This window comes from Microbacterium daqui (genome assembly GCF_050408675.1).
GTDB lineage: Bacteria > Actinomycetota > Actinomycetes > Actinomycetales > Microbacteriaceae > Microbacterium.
Genome location: NZ_JBNTKF010000014.1, coordinates 19,095 through 40,033 on the forward strand (window position 1 = coordinate 19,095; position 20,939 = coordinate 40,033).

General features: G+C 63.4%; 22 protein-coding genes. 8 read left to right on the forward strand and 14 right to left on the reverse strand.

The window, feature by feature from the left end:
* From phnE (ACQUSY_RS09420) to ACQUSY_RS09445, 6 genes are all read right to left on the reverse strand, one after another.
* Positions 1-834 (reverse strand): phosphonate ABC transporter, permease protein PhnE, encoded by an 834-nt coding sequence (gene phnE / locus ACQUSY_RS09420; protein WP_428904224.1) that lies wholly within the window; start codon positions 832-834, stop codon positions 1-3.
* Positions 831-1,661: a phosphonate ABC transporter, permease protein PhnE gene (gene phnE, locus ACQUSY_RS09425; RefSeq protein WP_428904225.1), complete on the reverse strand. Its 831-nt coding sequence runs from the start codon at positions 1,659-1,661 to the stop codon at positions 831-833. Before phnE (ACQUSY_RS09425) ends, phnE (ACQUSY_RS09420) begins: the two co-directional genes overlap by 4 nt.
* Complete coding sequence (phnC, locus tag ACQUSY_RS09430) at positions 1,658-2,494, reverse strand: phosphonate ABC transporter ATP-binding protein (protein WP_428904226.1); 837 nt, start codon at positions 2,492-2,494, stop codon at positions 1,658-1,660. The genes phnE (ACQUSY_RS09425) and phnC overlap by 4 nt, the downstream gene beginning before the upstream one ends.
* On the reverse strand, positions 2,495-3,505 hold the full coding sequence (gene phnD, locus ACQUSY_RS09435) for a phosphate/phosphite/phosphonate ABC transporter substrate-binding protein (RefSeq protein ID WP_428904227.1): 1,011 nt from the start codon (positions 3,503-3,505) through the stop codon (positions 2,495-2,497).
* A 25-nt stretch (positions 3,506-3,530) separates the two neighbouring features.
* Positions 3,531-4,208 carry an HAD family hydrolase gene (locus ACQUSY_RS09440; protein WP_428904228.1) on the reverse strand — a complete coding sequence of 226 codons (678 nt, stop codon included), beginning with the start codon at positions 4,206-4,208 and terminating at the stop codon, positions 3,531-3,533.
* Positions 4,209-4,565: 357 nt separating this feature from the next.
* The gene (locus ACQUSY_RS09445; protein ID WP_428904229.1) at positions 4,566-5,210 is read right to left on the reverse strand and encodes an amino acid deaminase; all 645 of its coding nucleotides are present in this window, start codon (positions 5,208-5,210) and stop codon (positions 4,566-4,568) included.
* Positions 5,211-5,318: 108 nt separating this feature from the next.
* Between ACQUSY_RS09445 and ACQUSY_RS09450 the strand changes: the two genes are divergently transcribed.
* On the forward strand, positions 5,319-5,663 hold the full coding sequence (locus ACQUSY_RS09450) for a LysR family transcriptional regulator (RefSeq protein ID WP_428904230.1): 345 nt from the start codon (positions 5,319-5,321) through the stop codon (positions 5,661-5,663).
* On the opposite strand, the gene ACQUSY_RS09455 is transcribed toward ACQUSY_RS09450, so the two are convergent.
* Both ACQUSY_RS09455 and ACQUSY_RS09460 read right to left on the reverse strand, forming a co-directional pair.
* A complete protein-coding gene (locus ACQUSY_RS09455) occupies positions 5,660-6,244 on the reverse strand; it encodes a TetR family transcriptional regulator (protein WP_428904231.1) in 585 nt (194 codons plus the stop codon). The genes ACQUSY_RS09450 and ACQUSY_RS09455 overlap by 4 nt on opposite strands.
* The gene (locus ACQUSY_RS09460; protein ID WP_428904232.1) at positions 6,241-6,678 is read right to left on the reverse strand and encodes an Lrp/AsnC family transcriptional regulator; all 438 of its coding nucleotides are present in this window, start codon (positions 6,676-6,678) and stop codon (positions 6,241-6,243) included. Before ACQUSY_RS09460 ends, ACQUSY_RS09455 begins: the two co-directional genes overlap by 4 nt.
* A gap of 196 nt (positions 6,679-6,874) precedes the next feature.
* Here ACQUSY_RS09460 and pdhA point away from each other — a divergent pair, with 196 nt between their 5' ends.
* From pdhA to ACQUSY_RS09475, 3 genes are read left to right on the forward strand one after another with little or no spacing between them, the layout of a single operon-like run.
* Positions 6,875-8,035 carry a pyruvate dehydrogenase (acetyl-transferring) E1 component subunit alpha gene (pdhA, locus tag ACQUSY_RS09465; protein WP_428904233.1) on the forward strand — a complete coding sequence of 387 codons (1,161 nt, stop codon included), beginning with the start codon at positions 6,875-6,877 and terminating at the stop codon, positions 8,033-8,035.
* The gene (locus ACQUSY_RS09470; RefSeq protein ID WP_428904234.1) at positions 8,032-9,051 is read left to right on the forward strand and encodes an alpha-ketoacid dehydrogenase subunit beta; all 1,020 of its coding nucleotides are present in this window, start codon (positions 8,032-8,034) and stop codon (positions 9,049-9,051) included. The genes pdhA and ACQUSY_RS09470 overlap by 4 nt, the downstream gene beginning before the upstream one ends.
* On the forward strand, positions 9,048-10,454 hold the full coding sequence (locus ACQUSY_RS09475) for a dihydrolipoamide acetyltransferase family protein (RefSeq protein ID WP_428904235.1): 1,407 nt from the start codon (positions 9,048-9,050) through the stop codon (positions 10,452-10,454). The genes ACQUSY_RS09470 and ACQUSY_RS09475 overlap by 4 nt, the downstream gene beginning before the upstream one ends.
* Before the next feature lie 104 nt (positions 10,455-10,558).
* Here ACQUSY_RS09475 and ACQUSY_RS09480 read toward each other — a convergent pair whose 3' ends face one another.
* The 3 genes from ACQUSY_RS09480 to ACQUSY_RS09490 form a co-directional block, all read right to left on the reverse strand.
* Positions 10,559-11,335, reverse strand: a complete 777-nt coding sequence (locus ACQUSY_RS09480) for a hypothetical protein (protein ID WP_428904236.1) — start codon at positions 11,333-11,335, stop codon at positions 10,559-10,561.
* Entirely contained in the window at positions 11,332-12,279 is a 948-nt protein-coding gene (locus ACQUSY_RS09485; protein WP_428904237.1) for a hypothetical protein, read from the reverse strand. The genes ACQUSY_RS09480 and ACQUSY_RS09485 overlap by 4 nt, the downstream gene beginning before the upstream one ends.
* Before the next feature lie 88 nt (positions 12,280-12,367).
* Positions 12,368-13,606 carry a DUF6880 family protein gene (locus ACQUSY_RS09490; protein ID WP_428904238.1) on the reverse strand — a complete coding sequence of 413 codons (1,239 nt, stop codon included), beginning with the start codon at positions 13,604-13,606 and terminating at the stop codon, positions 12,368-12,370.
* A gap of 243 nt (positions 13,607-13,849) precedes the next feature.
* Here ACQUSY_RS09490 and ACQUSY_RS09495 point away from each other — a divergent pair, with 243 nt between their 5' ends.
* On the forward strand, positions 13,850-14,257 hold the full coding sequence (locus ACQUSY_RS09495; RefSeq protein ID WP_428904239.1) for a hypothetical protein: 408 nt from the start codon (positions 13,850-13,852) through the stop codon (positions 14,255-14,257).
* A 60-nt stretch (positions 14,258-14,317) separates the two neighbouring features.
* On the opposite strand, the gene ACQUSY_RS09500 is transcribed toward ACQUSY_RS09495, so the two are convergent.
* Positions 14,318-15,454 carry a GNAT family N-acetyltransferase gene (locus ACQUSY_RS09500; RefSeq protein ID WP_428904240.1) on the reverse strand — a complete coding sequence of 379 codons (1,137 nt, stop codon included), beginning with the start codon at positions 15,452-15,454 and terminating at the stop codon, positions 14,318-14,320.
* A gap of 117 nt (positions 15,455-15,571) precedes the next feature.
* Positions 15,572-16,183 carry an NUDIX hydrolase gene (locus ACQUSY_RS09505; RefSeq protein WP_428904241.1) on the reverse strand — a complete coding sequence of 204 codons (612 nt, stop codon included), beginning with the start codon at positions 16,181-16,183 and terminating at the stop codon, positions 15,572-15,574.
* An 88-nt stretch (positions 16,184-16,271) separates the two neighbouring features.
* Here ACQUSY_RS09505 and ACQUSY_RS09510 point away from each other — a divergent pair, with 88 nt between their 5' ends.
* The 3 genes from ACQUSY_RS09510 to ACQUSY_RS09520 all read left to right on the forward strand — a co-directional run bounded on the left by ACQUSY_RS09510 (position 16,272) and on the right by ACQUSY_RS09520 (position 19,460).
* Positions 16,272-17,699, forward strand: a complete 1,428-nt coding sequence (locus ACQUSY_RS09510) for an ADP-ribosylglycohydrolase family protein (RefSeq protein ID WP_428904242.1) — start codon at positions 16,272-16,274, stop codon at positions 17,697-17,699.
* A gap of 619 nt (positions 17,700-18,318) precedes the next feature.
* Positions 18,319-18,936: a hypothetical protein gene (locus ACQUSY_RS09515; protein WP_428904243.1), complete on the forward strand. Its 618-nt coding sequence runs from the start codon at positions 18,319-18,321 to the stop codon at positions 18,934-18,936.
* Between the two features lie 5 nt (positions 18,937-18,941).
* A complete protein-coding gene (locus ACQUSY_RS09520; RefSeq protein WP_428904244.1) occupies positions 18,942-19,460 on the forward strand; it encodes a hypothetical protein in 519 nt (172 codons plus the stop codon).
* 187 nt (positions 19,461-19,647) lie between these two features.
* On the opposite strand, the gene ACQUSY_RS09525 is transcribed toward ACQUSY_RS09520, so the two are convergent.
* Positions 19,648-20,937 (reverse strand): Shedu immune nuclease family protein, encoded by a 1,290-nt coding sequence (locus ACQUSY_RS09525; RefSeq protein ID WP_428904245.1) that lies wholly within the window; start codon positions 20,935-20,937, stop codon positions 19,648-19,650.
* Between the last annotated feature and the right edge of the window lie 2 nt (positions 20,938-20,939).

A 20,939-nucleotide genomic window follows, 5' to 3' on the forward strand; every position in this document is an offset into this window, starting at 1 on the left:
TTACTTGCCCCCGTTCATGAGACGCCGGCGAATCGCACCCGAGATCGCGTCGATGATCATCGTAGCGACGATCACCACGATCAAGAGCATGCCCACGGTGTCCCACTGACGGAAGTTCGTGTAGTTCGACAACATGCTTCCGATACCGCCCGCACCCACGAGGCCGAGCACGGCCGAGGTACGGATGTTGATCTCGAAACGGTACAGCGCGAACGACATGAGTGTCGGTGCCACCGCTGGCCACAGCGCCCAGCGCGTGACTTCAGCCGTGGTTCCGCCCGCGGCACGCACAGCTTCAGCCGCACCATCATTCGCCGACTCAACCGTCTCGTACACCCACTTGCCCTGGGTTCCGATCCCCGCGATGCCGAGCGCAAGCGCACCCGTCAGCGGCGTCAGGCCCGTCACCGTCAGCAGAATGAGGGCGATAACAACCTCAGGCACCGCACGAATCACGGCAAACAAGCCACGCAACGGCAAGCGCAGCCACGCCGGGCCGACGCCTTTCGCGGCGAGCATGCCGAGCGGAATCGACGCGACAACACACAGAATTGCACCGATCCAGGCCATCGAAATCGAGCGCCACGTCTCAAACAGCGCACGCGGCAGCTTCTCCCAGTTCGGGTCGCCAAACATGAGCACGAGGTAGTCCCAAATACGCGCGGGTAGCGACGGCAGGTCATCCCACGAGATCTGCAGGCCACCGGCCGCCACGAGGAAGACGGAACCAGCGAGCAGCGCCCAGAGGGTCGCCGCGCGCTTCGAAGGCTTCGCCGGAACCTCGGCGCTCAACCCCGCAAACGAAGCGGCAGGCTTCACAGTAGAAAGACTCATACCAACCTCCGGCGCAGCACGTTCGAGAGAACTTCGATCGCAATGACGACCACGAGAATTTCAATGATGATGACCGAAACGTCGGAGTACGCGTAGAACTGGCGACGCTCGTCGAGCAGGCGACCGATACCACCGGCGCCCACGATTCCGAGGATCGCCGAGATACGCACGTTGAGCTCGAGCGCATACAGCCACTGGTTCATGAACAGCGGTCGGGTCTGCGGCAGCGCGGTCAGACGGTTGATCTGGAACTGCGAGCCACCAGCCGCACGCCCGGCCTCCATGTAGCTGTGGTCAGAAGCGTCAATCGCCTCCGAAACCAGCTTCACGACGATGCCGAGGTTGAACAAGAACAGCGTCACCACACCGGGCAGCGCACCTACACCGAGCATCGCGACCAGCACGGTCGCGAACACGAGGTCAGGCACCGCGCGGTTGATGTTGATGATCGTGCGCACGATGAAACGGCTCACCGCGTTGGGGTTCGTGGTGGACGCCGCCCACAGCGTGAGCGGAATCGACACGACCGCCGACAGCACAGCCGCAACAACGGCCATCTGCAGGGTCTCCAGCATCGGACCCCACGTGCGCGGCAAGAACTCCCAGTTCGGAGCCAGCAACTGGGCGATCTTGTTCGCGCCGTTCTGCCAGTTCTTGATGATCGACGCGATGTCGATCTCAATGCCACCGATCGCCGGAATACACGTCAGCACCGTGAACGCAACAACGGCCGCCGCGATCAACGCCTTCTTGAAGCGGTTGGAGGGCTTAGGCGGAACCACGAGCTCCTTTTCAGAGCCGGCTGCAGGTTGGGTGAGGGTCGTCATTCCCCCGAACCCAACTGGTCTTTCGCCTGAATCGGACGACCATAGATCTCTTCGAAATCAGCGTCGGTCGCACCGGCTGCCGGGCCGTCGTAAACCACTTCGCCGGCACGCAGGCCAATCATGCGGGTGGTGTACTGGCGGGCCAGATCCATCAGGTGAATGTTGATCAGCACAGTCAGGCCCTGCTCCGCGTTGATGCGTCGCAGGTCTGCCATCACCGAGTGCGCGGTCGGCGGATCGAGGCTCGCGACCGGCTCATCGGCGAGCATGACGCTCGGCTGCTGCGACAGCGCACGCGCAATCGCAACGCGCTGCTTCTGACCCCCCGAGAGCGAGCCCGCGCGGGTCCACACCTTGTCGAGAATGCCAACCGAGTCGAGGGCACGCAGGGCGATCTCGCGGTCAGCGGCGGTCGGAATGCCGAGGAGGGTGCGCACTGACGACGTGTGCGCAAAGCGGCCGACGAGGGTGTTGTGAAAGACGTCGGCACGCTCTGCCAGGTTGAACGCCTGGAAGATCATGCCGATGTGGCCGCGGGCTTCGCGCAACTTGCGCCCCCGCAGACTCGAGACTTCGTACGGACCGACATTTACGGTTCCGCTCGTCGCCTGCACCAAGCCGTTGATCGTACGAATCAGCGTCGACTTGCCGGAACCAGAAAGGCCGACGATCGACACCATCTCACCGGGCGCGATGCCGAGTGAGACATCGCGCAGGGCTTTGGTGCCGTTGCCGTACGTGACCGAAACATTATCGAGCGCAATGCGCCACGAGGCGGCACCCGACTGCTGTCGGGCGTCCGCCTCGTGGGCCGCGTTAGCGGGAGCTGACATTTACTTCGAGAACTCCGCGAGGATCTCGCCGTAGCGCGTGATCTCTTCTTCAGCGGTCTCGTTGGTCCAGTCCGAAAGGCCAACGAGGTCGAACATGATCGACTTTGCTTCTTCCGACGAGTCGGCGTAGCCGTCCATCAGCTCAGCGATCTTGTCGGTGAGGTCTGCCGGCAGCGACTTAGCTGCGACAACGCCACCGTTGGGGATCATGTCGGAATAGGCGAAAGCGACAACCTTCTCAGCGACATCCGGAACCTCGGAGATGACCGATGCGCGGGCATCCCAGAAGCCGAAGCTAACCTCAGCGTCACCGTTGTAGACCGAGAGGATCGCGTTGTTGTTGCCCTCGATCGGCACCTGAACGAAGTCAGCGTCGGTGTCGATGCCGAGGTCGCGCATGGCGACGATCGGGTACTGGTAACCGGCGGGCGACGTGACAGCCTGCAGCGCGACCTTCGTGTTCTTGTCGATGTTCTTCAGAGCGTCGAGGCCTGCGGGGCCCGTTCCGGTTGCGGCAGCTTCGGGCTCAATGCCGTTGCAATACGAGAACTCAGCGCCGTTGGCTGCGTACGTTGCGGTGGTGACGTCGTTTTCGCAGAACTTCTCGGGGTTGTTCGTGTAGGCAACCGATGCGTAGCTGGTCGCACCGAAGCGCACATCGCGGAGGATGAGCTTCGCGTCGTACTGCTGAATAGCGTTGTACATCGAGCCCGCGTCGGTGATGACGATCTGAGCCTGGTCGGCGCCGAGGGCCTCAACCGTGGCTGCGTAGTCGTTGGCGACAACACCGTTGACCTTGATGCCGAGGTTCTCCGACAGGTAGGTGGTCAGCGGGTCGAGAGCCTCAGCGAGGTCTTCACCTTCGACCGACGGAACCAGCGAGATCGTGATCTCTTCGGGCCACGACTGGTCTGCGCCGCCGTCTGCCGAACCGGAGTCCGGAGCCGAGCAACCAGCGAGGGCGAGCGCTGCGACCGCGAGGGTGCCAGCAGCGATGAGGGGTTTACGCATTCTTAGACCTTTCAAAGTTCGGCGCTTATGCGGCCGGAGTCGTGCCCGCGGCCGCGGATGCGACCCAGGCTTCAATGTCGGAACGAAGCGCGCCGAGTGACGCACCCCGCATGGTTGCGGTCATGGGGCTCGTTTGCGCGGTGGCGCCAACGAGGGCTGTGTCTGCGCCCAGAGCGTGGGCGGGCAGAAGATCGTTGATGGCGATGTCGCCAATAGAGAGGACGGGGCCGTCGGCGAGCAGGCGCGAAACCAGGGCGCCGAGGCCATCGGGCTTGCCGACCGTGAAGTGCTTCTCGTCAAAGAGGTCGGTGACCCCCCAGGCTTCGAGCACGCGGTCGACACCCGTCTCAGGGGCGTTCGTTGCGAGCACGAGGCGAGCCGTGGTTCCGATCGTCTTCAGGAATCCGTCGAGGTCGTCCATCGTGCCGACAGAACCCGCGTCGGTGCCGAGCGATTCGCGGCTCACGTTGTAGGCGTTCTGCAGGGCTTCGGCGCTGACGCCGTCAGCCTTCGCGAGCTGAGTGACGATGTCGTATCCGTCACGGTGGTCGGTCGAGCCCGCGTCATAGGCCGCGAGACCCGCGTCGACGCGAGCGAGGTAGTCGGTGCCCGCCTGGTCAGCGATGGCGCGAGCGAAAGCCAGAACCGGGCCGTGGCCGAGGGCCAACGTTCCGTCGAAGTCGAAGACGATACTGGGCGTCATATGTGCTCGCTTTCCGCTCTGGACTGTTGATCCAAAGGTATCAGCGAGTTTGGACGAAAAGTTCGCGCTCTGGTGACGATTGGGTGAACGATCAGTACTTCTGGCAGGGGTTTGGGGTGCGCCTTCGGGGTTGCGAGCGAGCGGAGCGAGACGAAACGTGCTGTCGCCGTTCGGGTGCTGGTGCGTGGGCGTCGCGGTCGCGAGGGGAGGTGATTGTCGCGAGGGGAGGTGATTTTCGGGGTAGAAACCTCCTGCCAGCGCACTCTCCTCCTCCCGTGACGAGGCGAGCGGAACCACGGGGTGCGGGCGCGGGAAAGAGCGGAACCACGCGCGGCGGGCGCGGAGGGCGCGGGAGGTTCAGAGGGCGATGGCGTTGAAGTGCAGGCGCGGGTCGGTGATGCACTCGGCGACCATGACGGCCGGGTCGCTCGCCACCGGAAACGTCGTCACCAGACGGAAGTTCATCGGCGCCGCAATCGGCGCGATGCCGTAGACCAGCGCAGACGGGGTGCCTTCGAGCGGCGCAAGCGCGATAACCCGCGTGCGGTACTCACCGACCACAACGTCCGCCGTGATCGCATCGGCGGGCGGTGCCAGAAGTGCGGGGAGAACAGCTTTCGTCACTCGCTCGAGCAGCGTGCTTGCGCTCGAACCCAACTCCGTGGTTCCGCTCTCACTCTCTGCCTCGAGCAGAAATGCGTCGGCGTCGAACCCGAGGGCCTGGGCGAGCTGGCCGTCGGCCCAGCGGTCGCGCTTGTAGCCGAACGGGGTCGGAACCTCGGAGAACCAGTATCCGTAAACGTGCAGCACGCCCGCGTTGCCGATCGGGAACTCCGCGGCGATGCCGGCGGCGCGGTGCAGGGTGTCGAAGAGGTCCTTCTCGATCGAAGGCACACCGGTGAACTCGTCGATCAGGGTCGAGAGCCCCCACTGTGCGAATCGTCCGGCTGCGGCGTCACGTCGAATGTGAGCGAGAGCAGTGTCGACGGACGGAAGGCGCATGACGCCAGCCTAGGTCGCCCATCTGAGCGGTTGCTCAGCGGTTGCCCACCCGCCGACATCCGCCGCGTACGCTGGATACAGCCGAGCCCCGCAACAGAGAGCAGCCCCGTGAACATCACCCAGCTTCGCAACTTCGTCATGGTTGCTGAAGAGCTGCACTTTCCGCGGGCGGCCGAGCGTCTCGGCATTCCGCTCGCGTCGCTGTATTCGTCGATCGAAAAGCTTGAAGAAGAGGTCGGCCACCCGATCATCACGCGCGGCAAAAACACTACCGTGACGCGTGCCGGCAATGTGCTGCTGGAAGAAGCGCGCGAGCGTATTGCCGCGGCTCCGGAACCAGCGGTGCAGAAGAAAGCGCCAGCCGGTGGCAAGGCGAAGGCTAACAAGGGCAAGGGCCGCGCCCCTGCCGTCAAGGGCCAGCCGAAGCCCTACAAGAAGCGCCAGGGCCGCTAGCGAACCCGCAACCCGTCGAGGCCGATCGCGACGACGTCACGAGCGAGGCCGTCGGCGTCGTCGCCGCGGTACCACTCGACGACGGAGTTGACCGTGCCAAATAGCAGACGCGCGGCGGTGCGGGCGTCGACATCGCGACGCACGGAACCAGAAGCCTGCGCCGCACTCACCAGTGCCGCCACGCGCGCGTCGAAGTCGCGACGACGCTCCAGCGCCGCCCGCTCGGTCGCGCTATTACCGCGCACCCGCAGGAGCAGCGTCACCGACGCCTTCTCCAGAACCAGCAGTCGCACGGCTCCCGTGATGGCGTGGGTGAGGCGGTCGAGAGCGGAACCAGGGGCTGATTCCGCGGCGGCAATCACGTTGTCGAGGCCGTCGAGCGCGACGCCCAGGGCGGCCGCGAGGATCGCCTCTTTCGAATCGAAGTGGTGGTACAAAGCCGACTTCGTCACACCCATGCGATCGGCAAGCGCCGCAATCGAGGTTCCGTCGTATCCCTGCTCGTTGAACACCGCGACGGCGGCGTCGAGCGCCTGGGTGCGGTCGTAGCCGGGGCGTCCGCGGCGGGGCGAGTCGGTCATGACGTGGCCTTTGGTTGGTGGTCTTCGAAGATGAGGAACGTTTGCGTGCTCGTGACGCCGTCGATGGACTGGATTTCTTCCAGCACGATGCGGCGCAGGTCGCGGTTGTCGCGGGCTCGCACCAACACCATCACATCAAAGTCACCGCCGACCAGCGCGACATGCTCGATTTCGGGCAGGGCGTCGAGGGCCGCACGAATCTCTTGCCATCGGCGCTGATCGACCGACATTGACACGTACGCCGACGAGCGAAAACCCGCGCTGACCGGGTCGGTGACCACGCGATAGCCGAGAATCACGCGGTCGTCGGTCATGCGTTTGATGCGCGCGTAGGCGTTGGCGCGCGAAATGTGCACCTGCTGCGCGATGACGTTGACGGAGGTGCGGGCATCAGCGCGGAGGATGTCGAGGATGGCGTGATCGAGAGCGTCCACGATTCTCCTGATGATCGGGGCGAATCACCGCCGTTGGTGAGACGCACTGCTGAACGTCGTGGCCTCAGCATACAGAACGTCTAGCGCGCGGGGCCATACCGTGACTATTCATTCACACAAGCGCATGCTGGGTGGACGAAACGTCTACGGAACCACGTGGGCGTACAAAGACAAACACGACCCAAAGGCGGGATGCGTGAATACCTCTGTTGAACACGCGCAGGCGCTGTTGCCGCGCGAGATTCCGGTGCAGCTGATCGACCAGACCGGCACCGCACACCCCGATGACGTCTACGCGATGCCTGACGCGCAGCGCCTGACAGACGCCTACCGCGCCCTCGTTCACGGCCGCCGCCTCAACGACCAGTGCTCGGCGCTCGTGCGGCAGGGGCGCCTCGCGGTGTATCCGTCGTCGCACGGGCAGGAGGCCTGCCAGGTGGCGGCCGCCCTCGCGCTCGGCGAGAACGACTGGCTCTTTCCCACCTACCGCGACACCGTCGCCGTCGTGAACCGCGGCGTCACGCCCGAAGAGGCGCTCGTGCTCCTCCGCGGTGACTGGCACAGCGGGTACGACCCGAAGCGCACCCGCGTCGCTCCACAGGCAACGCCCCTCGCAACGCAGTTGTTGCACGCCGTCGGTCTCGCGCACGCCGCCACCCTGCGCGGCGAAGACACCGTCGTGATGGCGCTCTGCGGCGATGGGGCAACCAGCGAAGGCGACTTTCACGAGGCCCTTAACTTTGCCGCTGTCTTTATGGTTCCGGTCGTCTTCTTCGTGCAGAACAACGAGTTTGCGATCTCTGTGCCGCTCGCGAAGCAGACGCATGCGCCGTCACTCGCGCACAAGGCGGTTGGCTACGGCATGCCCGGCCAGCGCGTCGACGGCAATGACGTCGCCGCGGTGATGGCGGTGCTCGACGAGGCAGTCGAGCGGGCGCGGAGCGGCGGTGGACCAACCCTCATCGAAGCCCACACGTACCGCATGCAGGCCCACACGAACGCCGACGACGATACCCGGTATCGCGAGCGCGATGAGGTCAAGGCGTGGGTCGATCGCGACCCGCTCACCCGCATGCGCGCGTACCTGTCGACCGCTGGCCTGCTGAGTGCCGACGACGAGGAGGCGCTCGCGGCAGAGGCCGAGGCGATGGCGTCAGACTTGCGCGACGCGCTCAATCGCGAGGTCGAGGTCGACCCCGAAGACCTGTTTCGGTACGTGTATGCCTCCCGGCCCGCGCACCTGGAGAAGCAGTGGAACCAGCTGAAAGACGAAATGGCGCGGAGCGCTGCGTACGCGGCTGGTTCTGGTGCCGCGGTTGACTCTGCGACGGACGGAACCATGGAGGTGCGGTCATGACGCTGATTGATCACCCAGTTGAGGCGCGGGCCACGACGAACGTTGAGACGATGACCATGGCCGCGGCCCTCAACCGGGCGCTCGCCGATGCGATGGCGGCCGACGAATCGGTGCTCATGTTTGGTGAAGACGTGGGCGCGCTCGGTGGCGTGTTTCGCATCACCGACGGGCTGACCGCGCGCTTCGGTGAGAAGCGGTGCTTCGATACGCCGCTCGCCGAGTCGGGAATCATGGGCTTCGCCGTTGGGCTTGCGATGAACGGCATGCGCCCGGTGGTGGAGATGCAGTTTGACGCGTTCGCCTACCCCGCGTTTGAGCAGGTGGTGTCGCACGTTGCAAAGCTCGGCAACCGCACGCGGGGCGCGCTGCGGATGCCGATTGTGATTCGGGTTCCGTTTGGTGGCGGCATCGGTGGCGTTGAGCATCACTGTGACTCGTCTGAGGCGTATTACGCGCACACACCGGGGCTCACGGTAGTGTGCCCGGCGACCCCGCAGGATGCGTATTCGATGCTGCGCGCGGCCATCGATTCGCCCGATCCCGTCGTGTTCTTGGAGCCGAAGAAGCTGTACTGGTCGAAGGGGCCGGTCGATACCTCCGTGCGCGAAACTCTCGGCCACGCGCGCACCGTGCGTGATGGTTCCGATGTCACTTTGATCAGTTACGGATCCAGCGTGCAGATCGCCCTCGACGCCGCCTCTGTCGCTTCGACTGAGGCGCGAAGTGTGCGGGTTGTTGACGTGCGCACCCTCACGCCGTGCGATGACGACACGATTTTCGCCGCGGTGCGCGCGACGGGTCGTGCGGTTGTTGTGGCGGAGGCGGCTGGGTTCGCGTCGGTGGCGGCTGAGCTCGTCGCGCGCATTCAGGAGAACTGCTTCTCTTTCTTGGAGGCTCCGGTACTTCGGGTGACGGGATTCGATGTTCCGTTCGCCCCGCCAAAGCTCGAAAAGTACTACCTGGCTGACGTTGATCGGGTGCTCGATGCGATCGACGCGCTGGGGTGGGACTCATGACTCGCACGTTTTTGCTGCCGGATCTCGGGGAGGGGTTGACCGAGGCCGCGATCGTCGCATGGCACGTTGCCGTGGGCGACACGGTCTCGGTCGACCAAGTCATTGCCGAGGTTGAGACCGCGAAGAGCATCGTCGAGCTGCCGTCACCGTTCGCCGGGGTGGTTGTGGAGCTGCACGGTGATGTTGGTGACGAAGTGAGGGTCGGGGCGCCGTTTATTGAGGTGGCTGCGGAGGCTCGGGGTGGTGCTCGTGTTTCGGGCCCCACGACTGCGGAGATCGCGACCGTGCGCGTGCCCGATGACGCCCGCGAGTTAGAGGGCTACCGCCACGAAGAGCGCGCCGGCATTAAGGAGCCGGTGGCTGCGTCGTCGGGGTCGGGCAACGTGTTGATCGGGTACGGAACCTCGTCACACGGCGGTGCGCCGCAGCGGCGACGGGTGCGGGTTACGTCAGTAGCTGGGGCAACGGAACCGATTGCTCGCGTCGGCGGGCCGGTTGCGGTCAAGTCGCCGATCGTCCGCCAGCTCGCGCGTGACCTGGGCGTGGATGTCGCGCGCGTGCGCGGCACGGGCGTCGACGGCGTTGTGACGCGGGCGGACGTTCTTGCCGCTTCGGCAGCCGCCCCCTCACTTGCCAACGCGGGTAGTGGTTCCGCCGCACCTTCCGTTGCCAACGTGAGTGCTGGTTCCGCTCTCCCGACGATGCCCGCTGGCCTCGCGGTTGCCGCGCGGGAGCCGATGTCGATGCTGCGGCGTGCGGTGGCGGCGAAGATGTCGGTGTCGCGGGCGGAGATTCCTGAGGCGACGGTGTGGGTTGATGTCGACGTGACCGACCTGTGGGCGATGCGCGCGCAGATGGCGGACGGCGACGTGCCGGCGCCGAGTTTCACGGCGCTCGCGGCGAGGTTTGTGCTGATGGCGCTTGCGGAGTTTCCGTTGCTGGCGTCGCGGGTTGACGGTTCCGATCTCGTGACGTTTGACGGCGTGAATCTCGGGGTCGCGGCGGACACTGATCGGGGGCTGTTGGTTCCGGTGATTTCGCGGGCCGATGCGCTGTCGGTGGGGGAGTTGGATGCGGCGCTACGGTCGATGTCGGCTGCTGCGCGCGCGGGCACGCTGGGGCCGGCGGAGCTGACCGGTTCGACGATCACGTTCAACAACTATGGGGCGCTGGGTGTGGACGGATCGGCCGCGATCATCAACCACCCTGAGGTCGCGATTGTGGGTATGGGGCGTGCGATCGAGCGTCCGTGGGTTGTCGACGGCGAGATCGTCGCCCGCCGCATCGTGCAGGTGTCGCTCGTCTTCGACCACCGCGTGTGCGACGGCGGTTATGCCGCTGGTTTCTTGCGTCACCTCGTGACGTCACTCGAGCGCCCGATGGTGCGGTTTCGCGAGGTTTAGTGTCGTGCCCGTTGAGCGAGCGGAGCGAGACGAAACGCGCCGCCCCGGCCCTCCGGCTGACCGCTGACCGCCCGGAGGCGAAGCCGATTGGGGCCACCGTCGACCTATCGCGGGTCGGTCACCCATGTGCGGATGCGCGAAACGAGAGCCCGGGAATCCACGGCGCCCCCTGGAGGCCGGGCGTCCCACAGGTCGGCAAGGTCGTGCAATATGGCCGCCGCGTCGCGCCGAAACCCGATGAGGCCGGGTTTTCTGAGCTGCCAGGTCTCCGCGATTTCACTCTCCCTGTGGTGCTGGAGAACCGCAAAGAGGTTGCCTAGGTCGACGCCGTCTTTGCTCTGATTATGGTGGCGATCGCGCCACGCAATTGACTTTAGAATGACCGCGCCTTCGAGGTGAGGCACCTTTGCGATGGCGACAGTCGTGGTTCCGTATTGGAGCGTGAGCTCAGCGCGGACGGTGAATGTCGGGCTCGCGCCAACGCCGAGCCCGGGCATTTCATTGAAGCCTCGTCCGCCCAGAACGACCTGACCAAATCGAGCACGCGTCGTTGGTACCAGTAAGTCAATCGTGGGCTGCGGAGCATGGTCACCTTTGACGTACCTGTTGCCCTCCGCTGCGGAGTAACCTCTGGCCAATAGCGCAGCATGCATCTGGCCGGACGACGCCAGAGCGGTAGGGATGCCCGCGTCAGCGTCTTGAGTTCGCCGGGATACGAGTCCTGGAGCCGGAAAAGCTGCAGTGATGAGCTCAACCATGTGACCGCCAATGATGACAGCACCTTCTTCGTCAGCGATGATCTCGGATAGATCGACGAGCGCTTCAAATGCCGCGTCGTCGGCGTTGGATGTCGCAATCAGGTGCGCTGTGTATTGCGTCAATTCATGCCCTTTATGACGTACTCGCGCAATGCGTTGATGGCCTCATGTTCATCACCCGTCGTGCTCGTTATACGTACGTCGTATGCAGCGATTATGGGGTCGACTGCGTGAGGGCGGAACCATGCTCGTGCGGTGCTCTCAATGGTCGGGTCTTTGGGGTGGATCAGCATGAGCGTGTAGTCGTTGGCCTCAGCTGTTGCGTAACCAAGGGGCCGAACGTCCATGGGTTGGGTGGAGTAGATCACGGCATGTTCAGGCTTGCGCCAAGCGGTGACTTGATCGGCAAATACGTCGCCGGAGTAACGCGCAGAGGCGAACTCGGCGGTCACCTCTCGAACCTGTTGCGTGGCGGGGGCTTCCTTCCACCAGTAGGTGGTGATTCCGCCGGGGCCGGGGTACTCGTCAAGGACTCGATCGAAGAGTTCACCCCGCGCGGCGGGCTTGACGGATATGGCAGCCCGGCTTTGGAGGAGATCGTCTCGGAACCACGTGGACTGCAGCGCCTTCGCGACAGCCCCTTGGCTGACACCCGCGTGAATGGCGAGCTGTGCCTGCGTAAGTGACTGCGTTCGTGTTGCAAGTAGCGCCCGCGCAATCGCGAGGCGTGCGTATGGTGCCGGCCCACGTTTGCCGGTGGGAGTGGGCGTGGAGGGCGCCGTGAGGTTGGTGGCGGTGCGGTTGAAGATCACAACGTCGGGTGCGGCAACCGCCACGCGGGCATCCTCCAAGGCCAGGTTGCGCAAACTCGGTGTGAGACTTTGCGGGATGACGAGCACACGCGTTCCTGCCGCGAGGAAGCGCTCAACGTCTGATCGAGTTGGTGCCGCGCGTAGCTTGGGCAGCGTAAACGGTTCGTCACCGATGAAGACGCGACTTGCACCGTCAACGACGATTCGCGCCCCTGATGCGCGTAAGTTTCGCAACCCGTCGCTGGTCGCGTTCATGGCGGCTCCTCGCCCGATTATTCCTATAAGCAGGATATTCGCTTATAGGAATTATTCCAATAGGCAAAACCCCCGCCCGTTGGAATAGTCACCCTTGCGCACGCGGCAGCCGAAAGCGGTCGAACTCCTTTTGCAGGCGCGGCCGGCGGCGGTGCTCCTCCCGTAGCTCCAAAATCAGCGCGTCTACGCGCGCCGCTTCACTGGTTCCGCTCGCTATCAAGCGCATGCGCTCCAAGCGATGCGCCGCAGAACCATAGAACTCGGCGCCTGTGCTTTCCAGGTCAAGCCTGACGAGGCGCTCGTGCACGGGTAGGGTCGCGAGCTTGTCAACGCTCACGTAGGCGCGAGCGAGGTCGTTCCACACCAGCGGATCGTCGAGCTTGAGATCGTGCGCGAGCTGCCACGCGCGTTGCGGGTCATTCAACGGCATGATCGCGAAGGCGACGGCCTCGGCGGGCTTGGCAGACAGTGCTGCCATGACCTTCTCGTCGTAGGCCGCCCACCGCGACTTGTTCACTTTGCGCAGTGCCGTCGCCGTCGCCGCGAGCGGCCAGCGCCAAAACACGTGCTCGCGGGCGGCGGCGTACTCGGGGTGGCGGTGAAGCTTCACGAGCGTGCACCAATACTCGGCGGCCTCGAACGCCTGCATACCGTCGTCAAAATCGACTGCCCGCTTCGCCCAGTCGATGGCGAGGTCGTATTCGCCAATCTCTTCGAGGGCTTTCGCCGTGTCGTGGAACCATCGCGCGGCTTTGCGGTCGCGGGCGTGTGTGCGAATGATTTCGTCGATGTCGCGGTCGAACACTGCGAGGCGCTGGTCGTTCCACTCGAGTGTGAAGCGGGGGCCATAGTCAGGGTCGTCGGCGAACGGAACCTCGGGTTTGGGGGAAAGCTGGTGGCGCATGTCGTCGAGTCTGGCGCGGTAGGAGGCGAGCCCCTTCTCGCCGAGCGCGGGCGCGTAGGCTGCGGGGTCGAGCTCGAAGAAGCCGACTTCGGAGTCGAATTGAAACTTCATCATCCACGCGATGAGCTTCGCCGGCGGAACCTGGGCTCGGGCGGCAAACTTCGGGTGTAGTTCCAGGAGGTCTCGGCAGGCGTCGCCGATGATGCCGCTGGAGTCGTCGGCGCGGAGGACGACGGTCATGGCGGAAGCCACGGCCTTGTGTGCGACGGCGTATGCCTCAGCTGGGTCTGTGTGCCAGAGGGCGCGCTCCAGAATGCGAACCGCTTCGCGCATTTGGTGGCCATGATGATTCGCCTCACGCCAGCTCGAGAGATCGGCACGCGTGCGGATCAGCGGGAGTACGGCCTCGGCTAATGAACTCACCCGCCCAGTCTGGCGGACGGTGGTGGGTATGTCACTCGTCCCCCGCCCGTTGAGCGAGCGGAGCGAGACGAAACGCACCGCCCACCCCTTGCGTCTTCGGTGCGTTTCGACTCGGTCGCTTCGCGTCCTCGCTCGACGACCGGAGTCGCGCGCCCACAAAACCGCCCGTTGAGCGAGCGTAGCGAGACGAAACGTGCCGCCCACGGCCCTCTGACTGACCGCTCATCGCAATAAACTCACCCCATGGCTTGGGGACGCATAACGCTGCATCTTGACCGCGACGATGTGGCGATGGGCGACTCCATGCCGAAGCGCGTCGCGAAAGAGGCACCGGCCGGCATTCTCGTGAGCGCTGCGATCGCGAAGTATTCGATCACCGTCGGCGGGCCCGACTGGGTTTGGGTTGCACTGGTCGACGGCGAGGTGGCGGCCGTGTGGTCGACGGGTGAGGGCGTGAAGCTACTCGTGCCCGATCGAAAGCTCGAGCACGGGCCAGTCGAGATCTTCTACCGCTATTTCACGCAGATGGATGCGACGTGGCTCTATAACCAGCTCGCGTCCGGCACCCCCGCGAACCGGTGGGACCTCCGCCAGGCATACGCCGATCACATAGAGCGGAACCATTTTCGCCCGTTGAGCGAGGACGCGTAGCGCCCGAGACGAAACGCTTCGACCGCCTGAAGTAGACCGACCGCGTACCTAGCAGTGACCTCAGTCTGTCAGGAGCGTGCGAATCATGACCCCGTCAGCTTCGCCGCCCGGCACATCTCGGAACCCTTCGCAGCGGTAGAGCACCTTGGCATAGTTGTCGGCTTCAACCGACAAGCTGATCTGCTTGAGTCCGCGCTCCTTCGCTTCGTCGATTAGCGCTCGCAGCAGGTCTCGCCCAAGCCCGATCCCACGTTGCTCGGCCGCGACCCAAAGGCTCAATTCGGGCGTGGTTTCGTCAACGAACCCGTACCCGGCGTCCGAGGTGGGCAAGAACACCGCCCACGCAACCCCAACCGCTTCACCGCCGATCTCGGCGACCACTCCAAAGTCCCCACGCTCCGGCACGATGTACGTATAGTGCGAATACTCCGGTCTCGAGCGGATCGCTTCAATCGTGAGGCGATCGCCACACCAATTCATGTTCCCCAGCGTTGCGAGCTCGAGGAGTTCTACGTCTGCACTCCGGAGCGCGCGGAAATGGGTTCTGGGCCAGGTTTCTATTCGTCGCCAGCTTTCGGGGTAGCCGTAAGGGTCATCGGGGAGTTTCCGAAACCCTGTACCTCGCAGCAATTTGGCGGCGACCTCTGCGTCCACACCATACTGGCGCTCGATGTCGCCAAGAAAGTGGCTTCGTTGTCGGCGCAATTGTCGTTGCAGTGTTAACCCCGGCGGGTTATCAGTCCCGCCCTCGTCGGCCATCCAGTCACGCACAGCCTGACGTTTCGGTGCGTTTACCACCCCGCTCATAGCTTTGGCCCCCAAGCCTACAAGAGTGCTCACTCCGGCAACTTGGAGAGATGCTTCCAACAGTTCGGATACCAATGGAATCGGGCCGCCACCACGCCCGCCCGTATCGATCAGGAGACGTTCGCCTGCGGCAAAGGCGTGGAGTTGGCTGACCGTAAGATCGGTATCAATTCGCCACGACCCAGATCCACCCTGATCCCCTTTGACGGCCAGGAACACATAGGTGTTCTTCTTCTCCCATGGTCTCTGGGTCAAAAGGCAGAATTCTTGCACGAAGATCGCTTCAGGGCGCGCTCTGATGGTCGCCAACGAAGGCGGAGTCGCGGCATTGGCGCGATAGGCAACCTGAATCTCGATCATGCCCTCGACGATATCGACCAGGTCCGACATGCTGACAGGCGTATTTTTAGCCCACGCTTGTGGCGACGTTGAGAGAGTCTGACTGCGACGGTCCACCATCGCAGGAATGCGGCAAATATCGCCGGCTTCTCCGTGAGCTACGAGCGATTACCCCACCCGCCGGTACATCTCCGCCGGTCTACCGCGCCCCTCACTAGAGAACTGCCCGGTAGCTTCCAACCCCGGCAGCATCGTCCGTCGAAACGTATCGGGCAGAATCCGCTCGCCACTCACGGCCTCGTGAACCTCACGCAGCTCCCGCAGTGTGAATGGTTCCGCTAGCAACCCCCGCGGGTCGGGTGCCGACACATACGACTCCCGCACAATCTCAGCCGCAAACGCCACGATCTGATCGTGGTCAAACGCCAACCCGCTGACCGAATCAACCGGCTCCACCAGCGCATCAGCGGGCAGCGCCGACGACCGCACCACGTCAACGAACGCCACGCTCAGCACGCGTGTCCGGCTGTCCCGGTTGACGTCGTCAAACACCTTCACCTGCTGCGGTTGTAGTCCGCGCACGCCAGCCTTCGAGCTCAGCGATCGCAGCACCGCCTCTTCGAGCGTCTCGCCCTCGTGAAGAAACGTTCCCGGCAGTCGCTTCGCAAACGTGTCAGACGCGGGAAGGAGGAGAACCGAAAGCCTGCCATCCGCCACAGTGAGTACAGCCGTATCAACGGCCACGGCCGGGCGGGGGAATCCATCAAGCGAACTCGTCACGCCATCCACTTTACGCACATTTGCGTAATGTCGGAACCATGGTGCATACTCCAATTAACGCAGAACTGATTTAAACCAGGGAGTCGCCATGAACCTCACCAGCATTCAGCTTGACCGGACCGTCGGCGCCGTGCTCGCATCGGCCTCCGCAGACGCTCTCGGCTCGCAGTACGAGTTCGGCCCCGAGCTCGCCGACGACTTCACCCCGGTGTTCGGCCGCGGCATCTTCGGCCACGCCCCGGGTGAGTACACCGACGACACCAGCATGGCGATTCCGATTCTCGACGCGCTCGCCGCCGGCGCCGACCTCAACGACGCGCACACCCGTGAAGAGGTCGTCGCACGCTGGATCGACTGGTCGCGCACCGCCAAAGACGTCGGCGCCCAGACCCGTTCGGTGCTCTCGCGCATTCCGCAGTCATTCACCGAGGCCGACGTGCGCCAGGCATCGCGCGCGCAGCACGACAGCAACGGACGAAGCGGTGGCAACGGCTCCCTCATGCGCACCGGCCCGCTCGCGCTCGGTTACCTCAACGCACCGCGCGAAGAGTCGGCGAGCGCCGCCCGCGCCGTCTCCGAACTCACGCACTGGGAGGCCGACAACGCCTCCGCCTGCATCCTGTGGACGGTCGCGATTCGCCACGCCATCCTCACTGGCGAGTTCGACATCGCGCGCGGCCTCGACCTCCTGCCCGCTGACGACGCGGCGCGCTGGGCTGAGATCGTCGACGAAGCGCTCGCGCCGGGCGCGCACCCCCGCTACTTCAGCGCGCAAAACGGCTGGGTTGTTCGGGCGTTTCAGGGTGCGCTCGCGGCAATCACCGGGGCAACGTCGCTGGTCGATGCGATCGAGCGCGCCATCCGCGGCGGCAACGACACTGACACGGTCGCGGCGATCGCGGGCTCGCTTGCTGGCGCGTTGTGGGGTGGAACCGCGGTGCCGCTGAGCTGGAAGCGCAAGATTCACGGGTGGCCCGGCTACAACGCCGACGACCTCGTGCGCCAAGCCGCACTTGCCGCGCGCAATGGCCGCACCGATGGTTCCGGCTGGCCCCTCGAGAAGATGGCGCAGCCTGGTGTTCGGCGCCCCGGAACCCTCGAGCAACACCCGGTCGACCCGGGCGTGCTGCTGGGTTCGGTCGCGACGCTCGACGCCCTGCCGATCGAGGTGGATGCGGTGGTTTCGCTCTGTCGGGTGGGCGCGGAGCAGGTGCCTGCGCGCGTCGAGAGCATTCAGGTGTGGCTCGTTGATCAGCCTGACCGCAACGCGAATCTTGACTTCACGCTCGCCGAGGCCGCCGACATGATCGCCGCGCTGCGTGCCGAAGACAAGACGGTGTTCGTGCACTGCGCGGAGGCGCGCAGCCGCAGGTCTGCGGTTGCTGCGCTGTACAGCGCGCGGAACCTCGGGGTTGCGCTGGACGAGGCCTGGGCCGGCATTCGCAACACGCTTCCCGACTACGACCCCAAGCGCTTCCTGCGCGACGCCGTCGCCCGCATTGTCCGCGGCGAGTAGAGATCGGAACCATGATGACTGCATACGAATCAGCTGCGAACCAGGATCCGTCGCTGGCGCGAAGCTAGCGCGGATGAACTCCTGGGCAACCTCCCGCCCGTCGCCGATCGCATGCGGGTCGATAGAAGCCGGAAGGTAAGCACTATCGAGCGCATTGAGCGAGCTCGCACTGAAGCGATACCCGATCACGATTCCAAAACGTAGGGGCTCGCCCGTCGCGAGAAGGCACCTAGCACCTGCGAAAGGACCGGATGTCCGACCGTGGGGATACTGTCGAGGTGCGCGGAGCTGCAGGCAACGCTCGAAGGTTCATGAATCGATCTGAAGGAAACCGATGCCACTCCACACCGTAGGACTCGTAGACGTCCGAATCATTCATAACCAGTCGGCGCAAGAAGTTCACCCATCAAATTTCGGGCCAGCTCAGGCTGACTTCTTCACTGAATGGGATTCATACCTTGAGCACGTCGTGCGCAGCCGGGGAGTTCGCTCGCGTGAGAGATACTTCACGGTTGAGCGAAAGAGCCAGGACGACGATCTGCGGGAGCATCGGTGCGAACTCGACTACGGACACTTCGGTACTCGGCGCAGAGTTAGAGATGCGAGGAGCGGCGATCATGTGAGCGATATCGAAACTGATGAGGTGCCGAGTGACCCCCTGCGTTGGGTCGTGCGCTCGCCCGCAACAGGCACGCGCGCATTCATTGCGCACGAAGTGGTCGGGCGATCTAGCGTTATGGGCGTCCTCTCACCTGATCTTAAGAAGTGGTTCCAGGAACGTCACCCCGGGTATCGGATCGAGGTCGACTACGTTGAGGATGCAGCAGCGTGGAACGAGTTCCTCGACGGTTCCTCACTACGGGAGCTCACCTTCATTGCGCACCGGCCCGCCCAGGGTAACCGTGCTGGACGGCCAACCACCGAATACTATGATGTACGTCCCGGGCGCCGCGGGGAGGCCCTGCCGCAAAGCTGGCTTAACCGATTGCGTGCAGATGGCTCGCTTCCAGCCTCAGACGTATTGAGCGTTCCGGTCGACGATGCCGATGTTGACGAGACGCGAATCGTGGTGCAGAAAGATGGGCGCCGACGCACGATCGCAATCGGTGTCGAATGGCCGCGCTTTACTTGGGAGATCGACCCGGGAAGTGTGGAACGCCCCTTGGATCAGCGCTTTTATGAGGTTGCCCGCGGCATCATCGGTGACCTAATGTCTCGTCTCGATATTGATGGTTGAGCATCATGAGCCGAAAGATAAATCTTCTGGAGCTGGCCCGAGCTCAGGTTGCGACCTTTAGTGGTTACAGCATCGGTGTGAGAGTGGCGGACGTGTGTACGTTTGTCATCTTGCCATTGGCTCTGGGTTTCGCCGCTTGGCTTTTCGCGCCGCCGGTCTTTAACGTCGCTGGGCTATTGACCGGTGCGTCCGTATTCGCCGGTCTTCTCGTGGCCCTGCTGGTGAATGTCTTCAATTTCAGTGTGAAGATTCGCCGTGACGAACGGATCCGCCCCGAGGAGCGACTAGCGCGCTCTGTCGATGAGTTAATGGCGAATGCGGCCTGGACCGCAATCAGCGCGCTCACGTTGGTAGTCGTGATGGCTTCCGCGACCGCCGCACAAGCGCCGCAGTCTCCCATCGAGCAATACTGGGTTGGAATACTCGTCGGGCTTGCGAGTTACGTCATGCTGAACGTCTTGATGGTTCTGAGCCGGATCTGGACAGTTCACGGCGACATAAAGGATCTCCCGCCGAAACGGTAACTTACGACTTGGCGGCAAATCCAGCCGAGCAAGAGCGGCAGGGAACCAGTTACGTGAGGTGTCGCATGGAGGCTCACGAAGCTGCTGCAACGTGAATGCCTGAAACCGCACGGTGGCCTTCGCGCGCGTCGAATTTCCCGGCTCGGTCCCATGGCGATCTGTATCAAGGAAATAGAGGGCATCTCGCTCAAGCGATAGGCAATTCCTGAAGGCCATGATGCTCGCCACGCGTCTCGTCATCCGTTGTATCGTCGCCGTCCGTCCGCATTCTCAACGAGAGAAGTATGTTGTCAAGCCGCCTGAGGAGGTCATCGTACGTGATGATGTCGACCAAATTTGAGTACTTCCTGCGGACAAACTCAAAGTCGAAGGCTTGTTGATCCGTGAAATTAGTGTCCCGCCCTGAAAGTACATATGCCTTCGGGTTGGTGATCTGAACGTGTAATCCGTCCGGCAGCTCTGTCGCATGCTTCGCTGTGATCGTCTGCTCTCCATCTGGTCCCGACTTATTGAGATAGAAAAGATACTTCTCGACTTGGACGATTGTGCCGGAGAGCTCCCGAACAGGGACGTGATTGTCACGATATGTACGCGCTGACATTAGGCCGTTGGAGAAAGGCTTCTTGATTTCGAGGACATCCACGGTTCCGTTCGCCGCTACCAGAACGAGATCAAGTTCCCGTGTGCTACCGACGCCATTCCGCGAGTAGTTCTCCCTAACCCGTACTTTTTGCAGCACCGCGACGTATTGCGGGAAGACCAAGAGGAAGAGATCGGCGACCGTGCGCTGCCACTCTGCCTCGGAGTATGACTCGGCGTCATCAAGCATCTCTGCCATACGCTCCCGGACAAAAGTAAACTTCTCCATTTCGAGTTGGTTTGCCGCCGGGAGTCTCTCACTCATTACTGTGGGGGCTTTCGTGCGAGAACGGCGGCGCTCGAAATGCTCTTCGAGCTGCGCCTCCGCGTCGCTCATCGTTCCCATGTGTTCCTTTAGGATCCGGGTGACTCGCGAGTGCGAATAGTGACGCATCTCCGTTGTCGTCGGAAAAGCGTTGAGCAGCTGGAAGAACGTTTCAGTGGGTATTGCTCCTTCCCGGTCGCCACCAATAGTGATTTCTTCGTCAGATAGTTCTCCAATGCGCGAGAAGATCGAGATGTTCTGCTGCGCGATGAACATGCTCCGGGTGAGGGGGACGCCGCGGTCGATCAATACGTCGTGTTTCAGCCCCAATGAGTTCGCCCGAATCCGACGGTATTCGCCATCACGTACGCCAATGACGAAGCGACGAACGTCTGAGCCGTCCTCCTTCTCCTCATCACCCTTCGGTAGCAGATCCTGCTTCCGGAGGGTGAAGGTGAAGGCGAGGCGGTGGCTACCGTCCTTATCCAGTTTCGCATCGAGCCAATCCGCTGGGCTCTGATCAGGACTGTACGCCAAGACCACGCGGTTGCCGTGGTCCTCAAACTTGATCACGT

What these genes read in the sequence shown, in the direction of transcription:
- phnD (WP_428904227.1), bottom strand. Translation starts at nt 3,505, where the DNA reads ATGCGTAAACCCCTCATCGCTGCTGGCACCCTCGCGGTCGCAGCGCTC.
- ACQUSY_RS09475 (WP_428904235.1), top strand. Translation starts at nt 9,048, where the DNA reads ATGACTCGCACGTTTTTGCTGCCGGATCTCGGGGAGGGGTTGACCGAG.
- ACQUSY_RS09520 (WP_428904244.1), top strand. Translation starts at nt 18,942, where the DNA reads ATGAGCCGAAAGATAAATCTTCTGGAGCTGGCCCGAGCTCAGGTTGCG.
- ACQUSY_RS09510 (WP_428904242.1), top strand. Translation starts at nt 16,272, where the DNA reads ATGAACCTCACCAGCATTCAGCTTGACCGGACCGTCGGCGCCGTGCTC.
- ACQUSY_RS09495 (WP_428904239.1), top strand. Translation starts at nt 13,850, where the DNA reads ATGGCTTGGGGACGCATAACGCTGCATCTTGACCGCGACGATGTGGCG.
- phnE (WP_428904225.1), bottom strand. Translation starts at nt 1,661, where the DNA reads ATGACGACCCTCACCCAACCTGCAGCCGGCTCTGAAAAGGAGCTCGTG.
- phnC (WP_428904226.1), bottom strand. Translation starts at nt 2,494, where the DNA reads ATGTCAGCTCCCGCTAACGCGGCCCACGAGGCGGACGCCCGACAGCAG.
- ACQUSY_RS09455 (WP_428904231.1), bottom strand. Translation starts at nt 6,244, where the DNA reads ATGACCGACTCGCCCCGCCGCGGACGCCCCGGCTACGACCGCACCCAG.
- ACQUSY_RS09445 (WP_428904229.1), bottom strand. Translation starts at nt 5,210, where the DNA reads ATGCGCCTTCCGTCCGTCGACACTGCTCTCGCTCACATTCGACGTGAC.
- ACQUSY_RS09440 (WP_428904228.1), bottom strand. Translation starts at nt 4,208, where the DNA reads ATGACGCCCAGTATCGTCTTCGACTTCGACGGAACGTTGGCCCTCGGC.
- ACQUSY_RS09500 (WP_428904240.1), bottom strand. Translation starts at nt 15,454, where the DNA reads ATGTCGGACCTGGTCGATATCGTCGAGGGCATGATCGAGATTCAGGTT.
- phnE (WP_428904224.1), bottom strand. Translation starts at nt 834, where the DNA reads ATGAGTCTTTCTACTGTGAAGCCTGCCGCTTCGTTTGCGGGGTTGAGC.
- ACQUSY_RS09485 (WP_428904237.1), bottom strand. Translation starts at nt 12,279, where the DNA reads ATGAACGCGACCAGCGACGGGTTGCGAAACTTACGCGCATCAGGGGCG.
- ACQUSY_RS09470 (WP_428904234.1), top strand. Translation starts at nt 8,032, where the DNA reads ATGACGCTGATTGATCACCCAGTTGAGGCGCGGGCCACGACGAACGTT.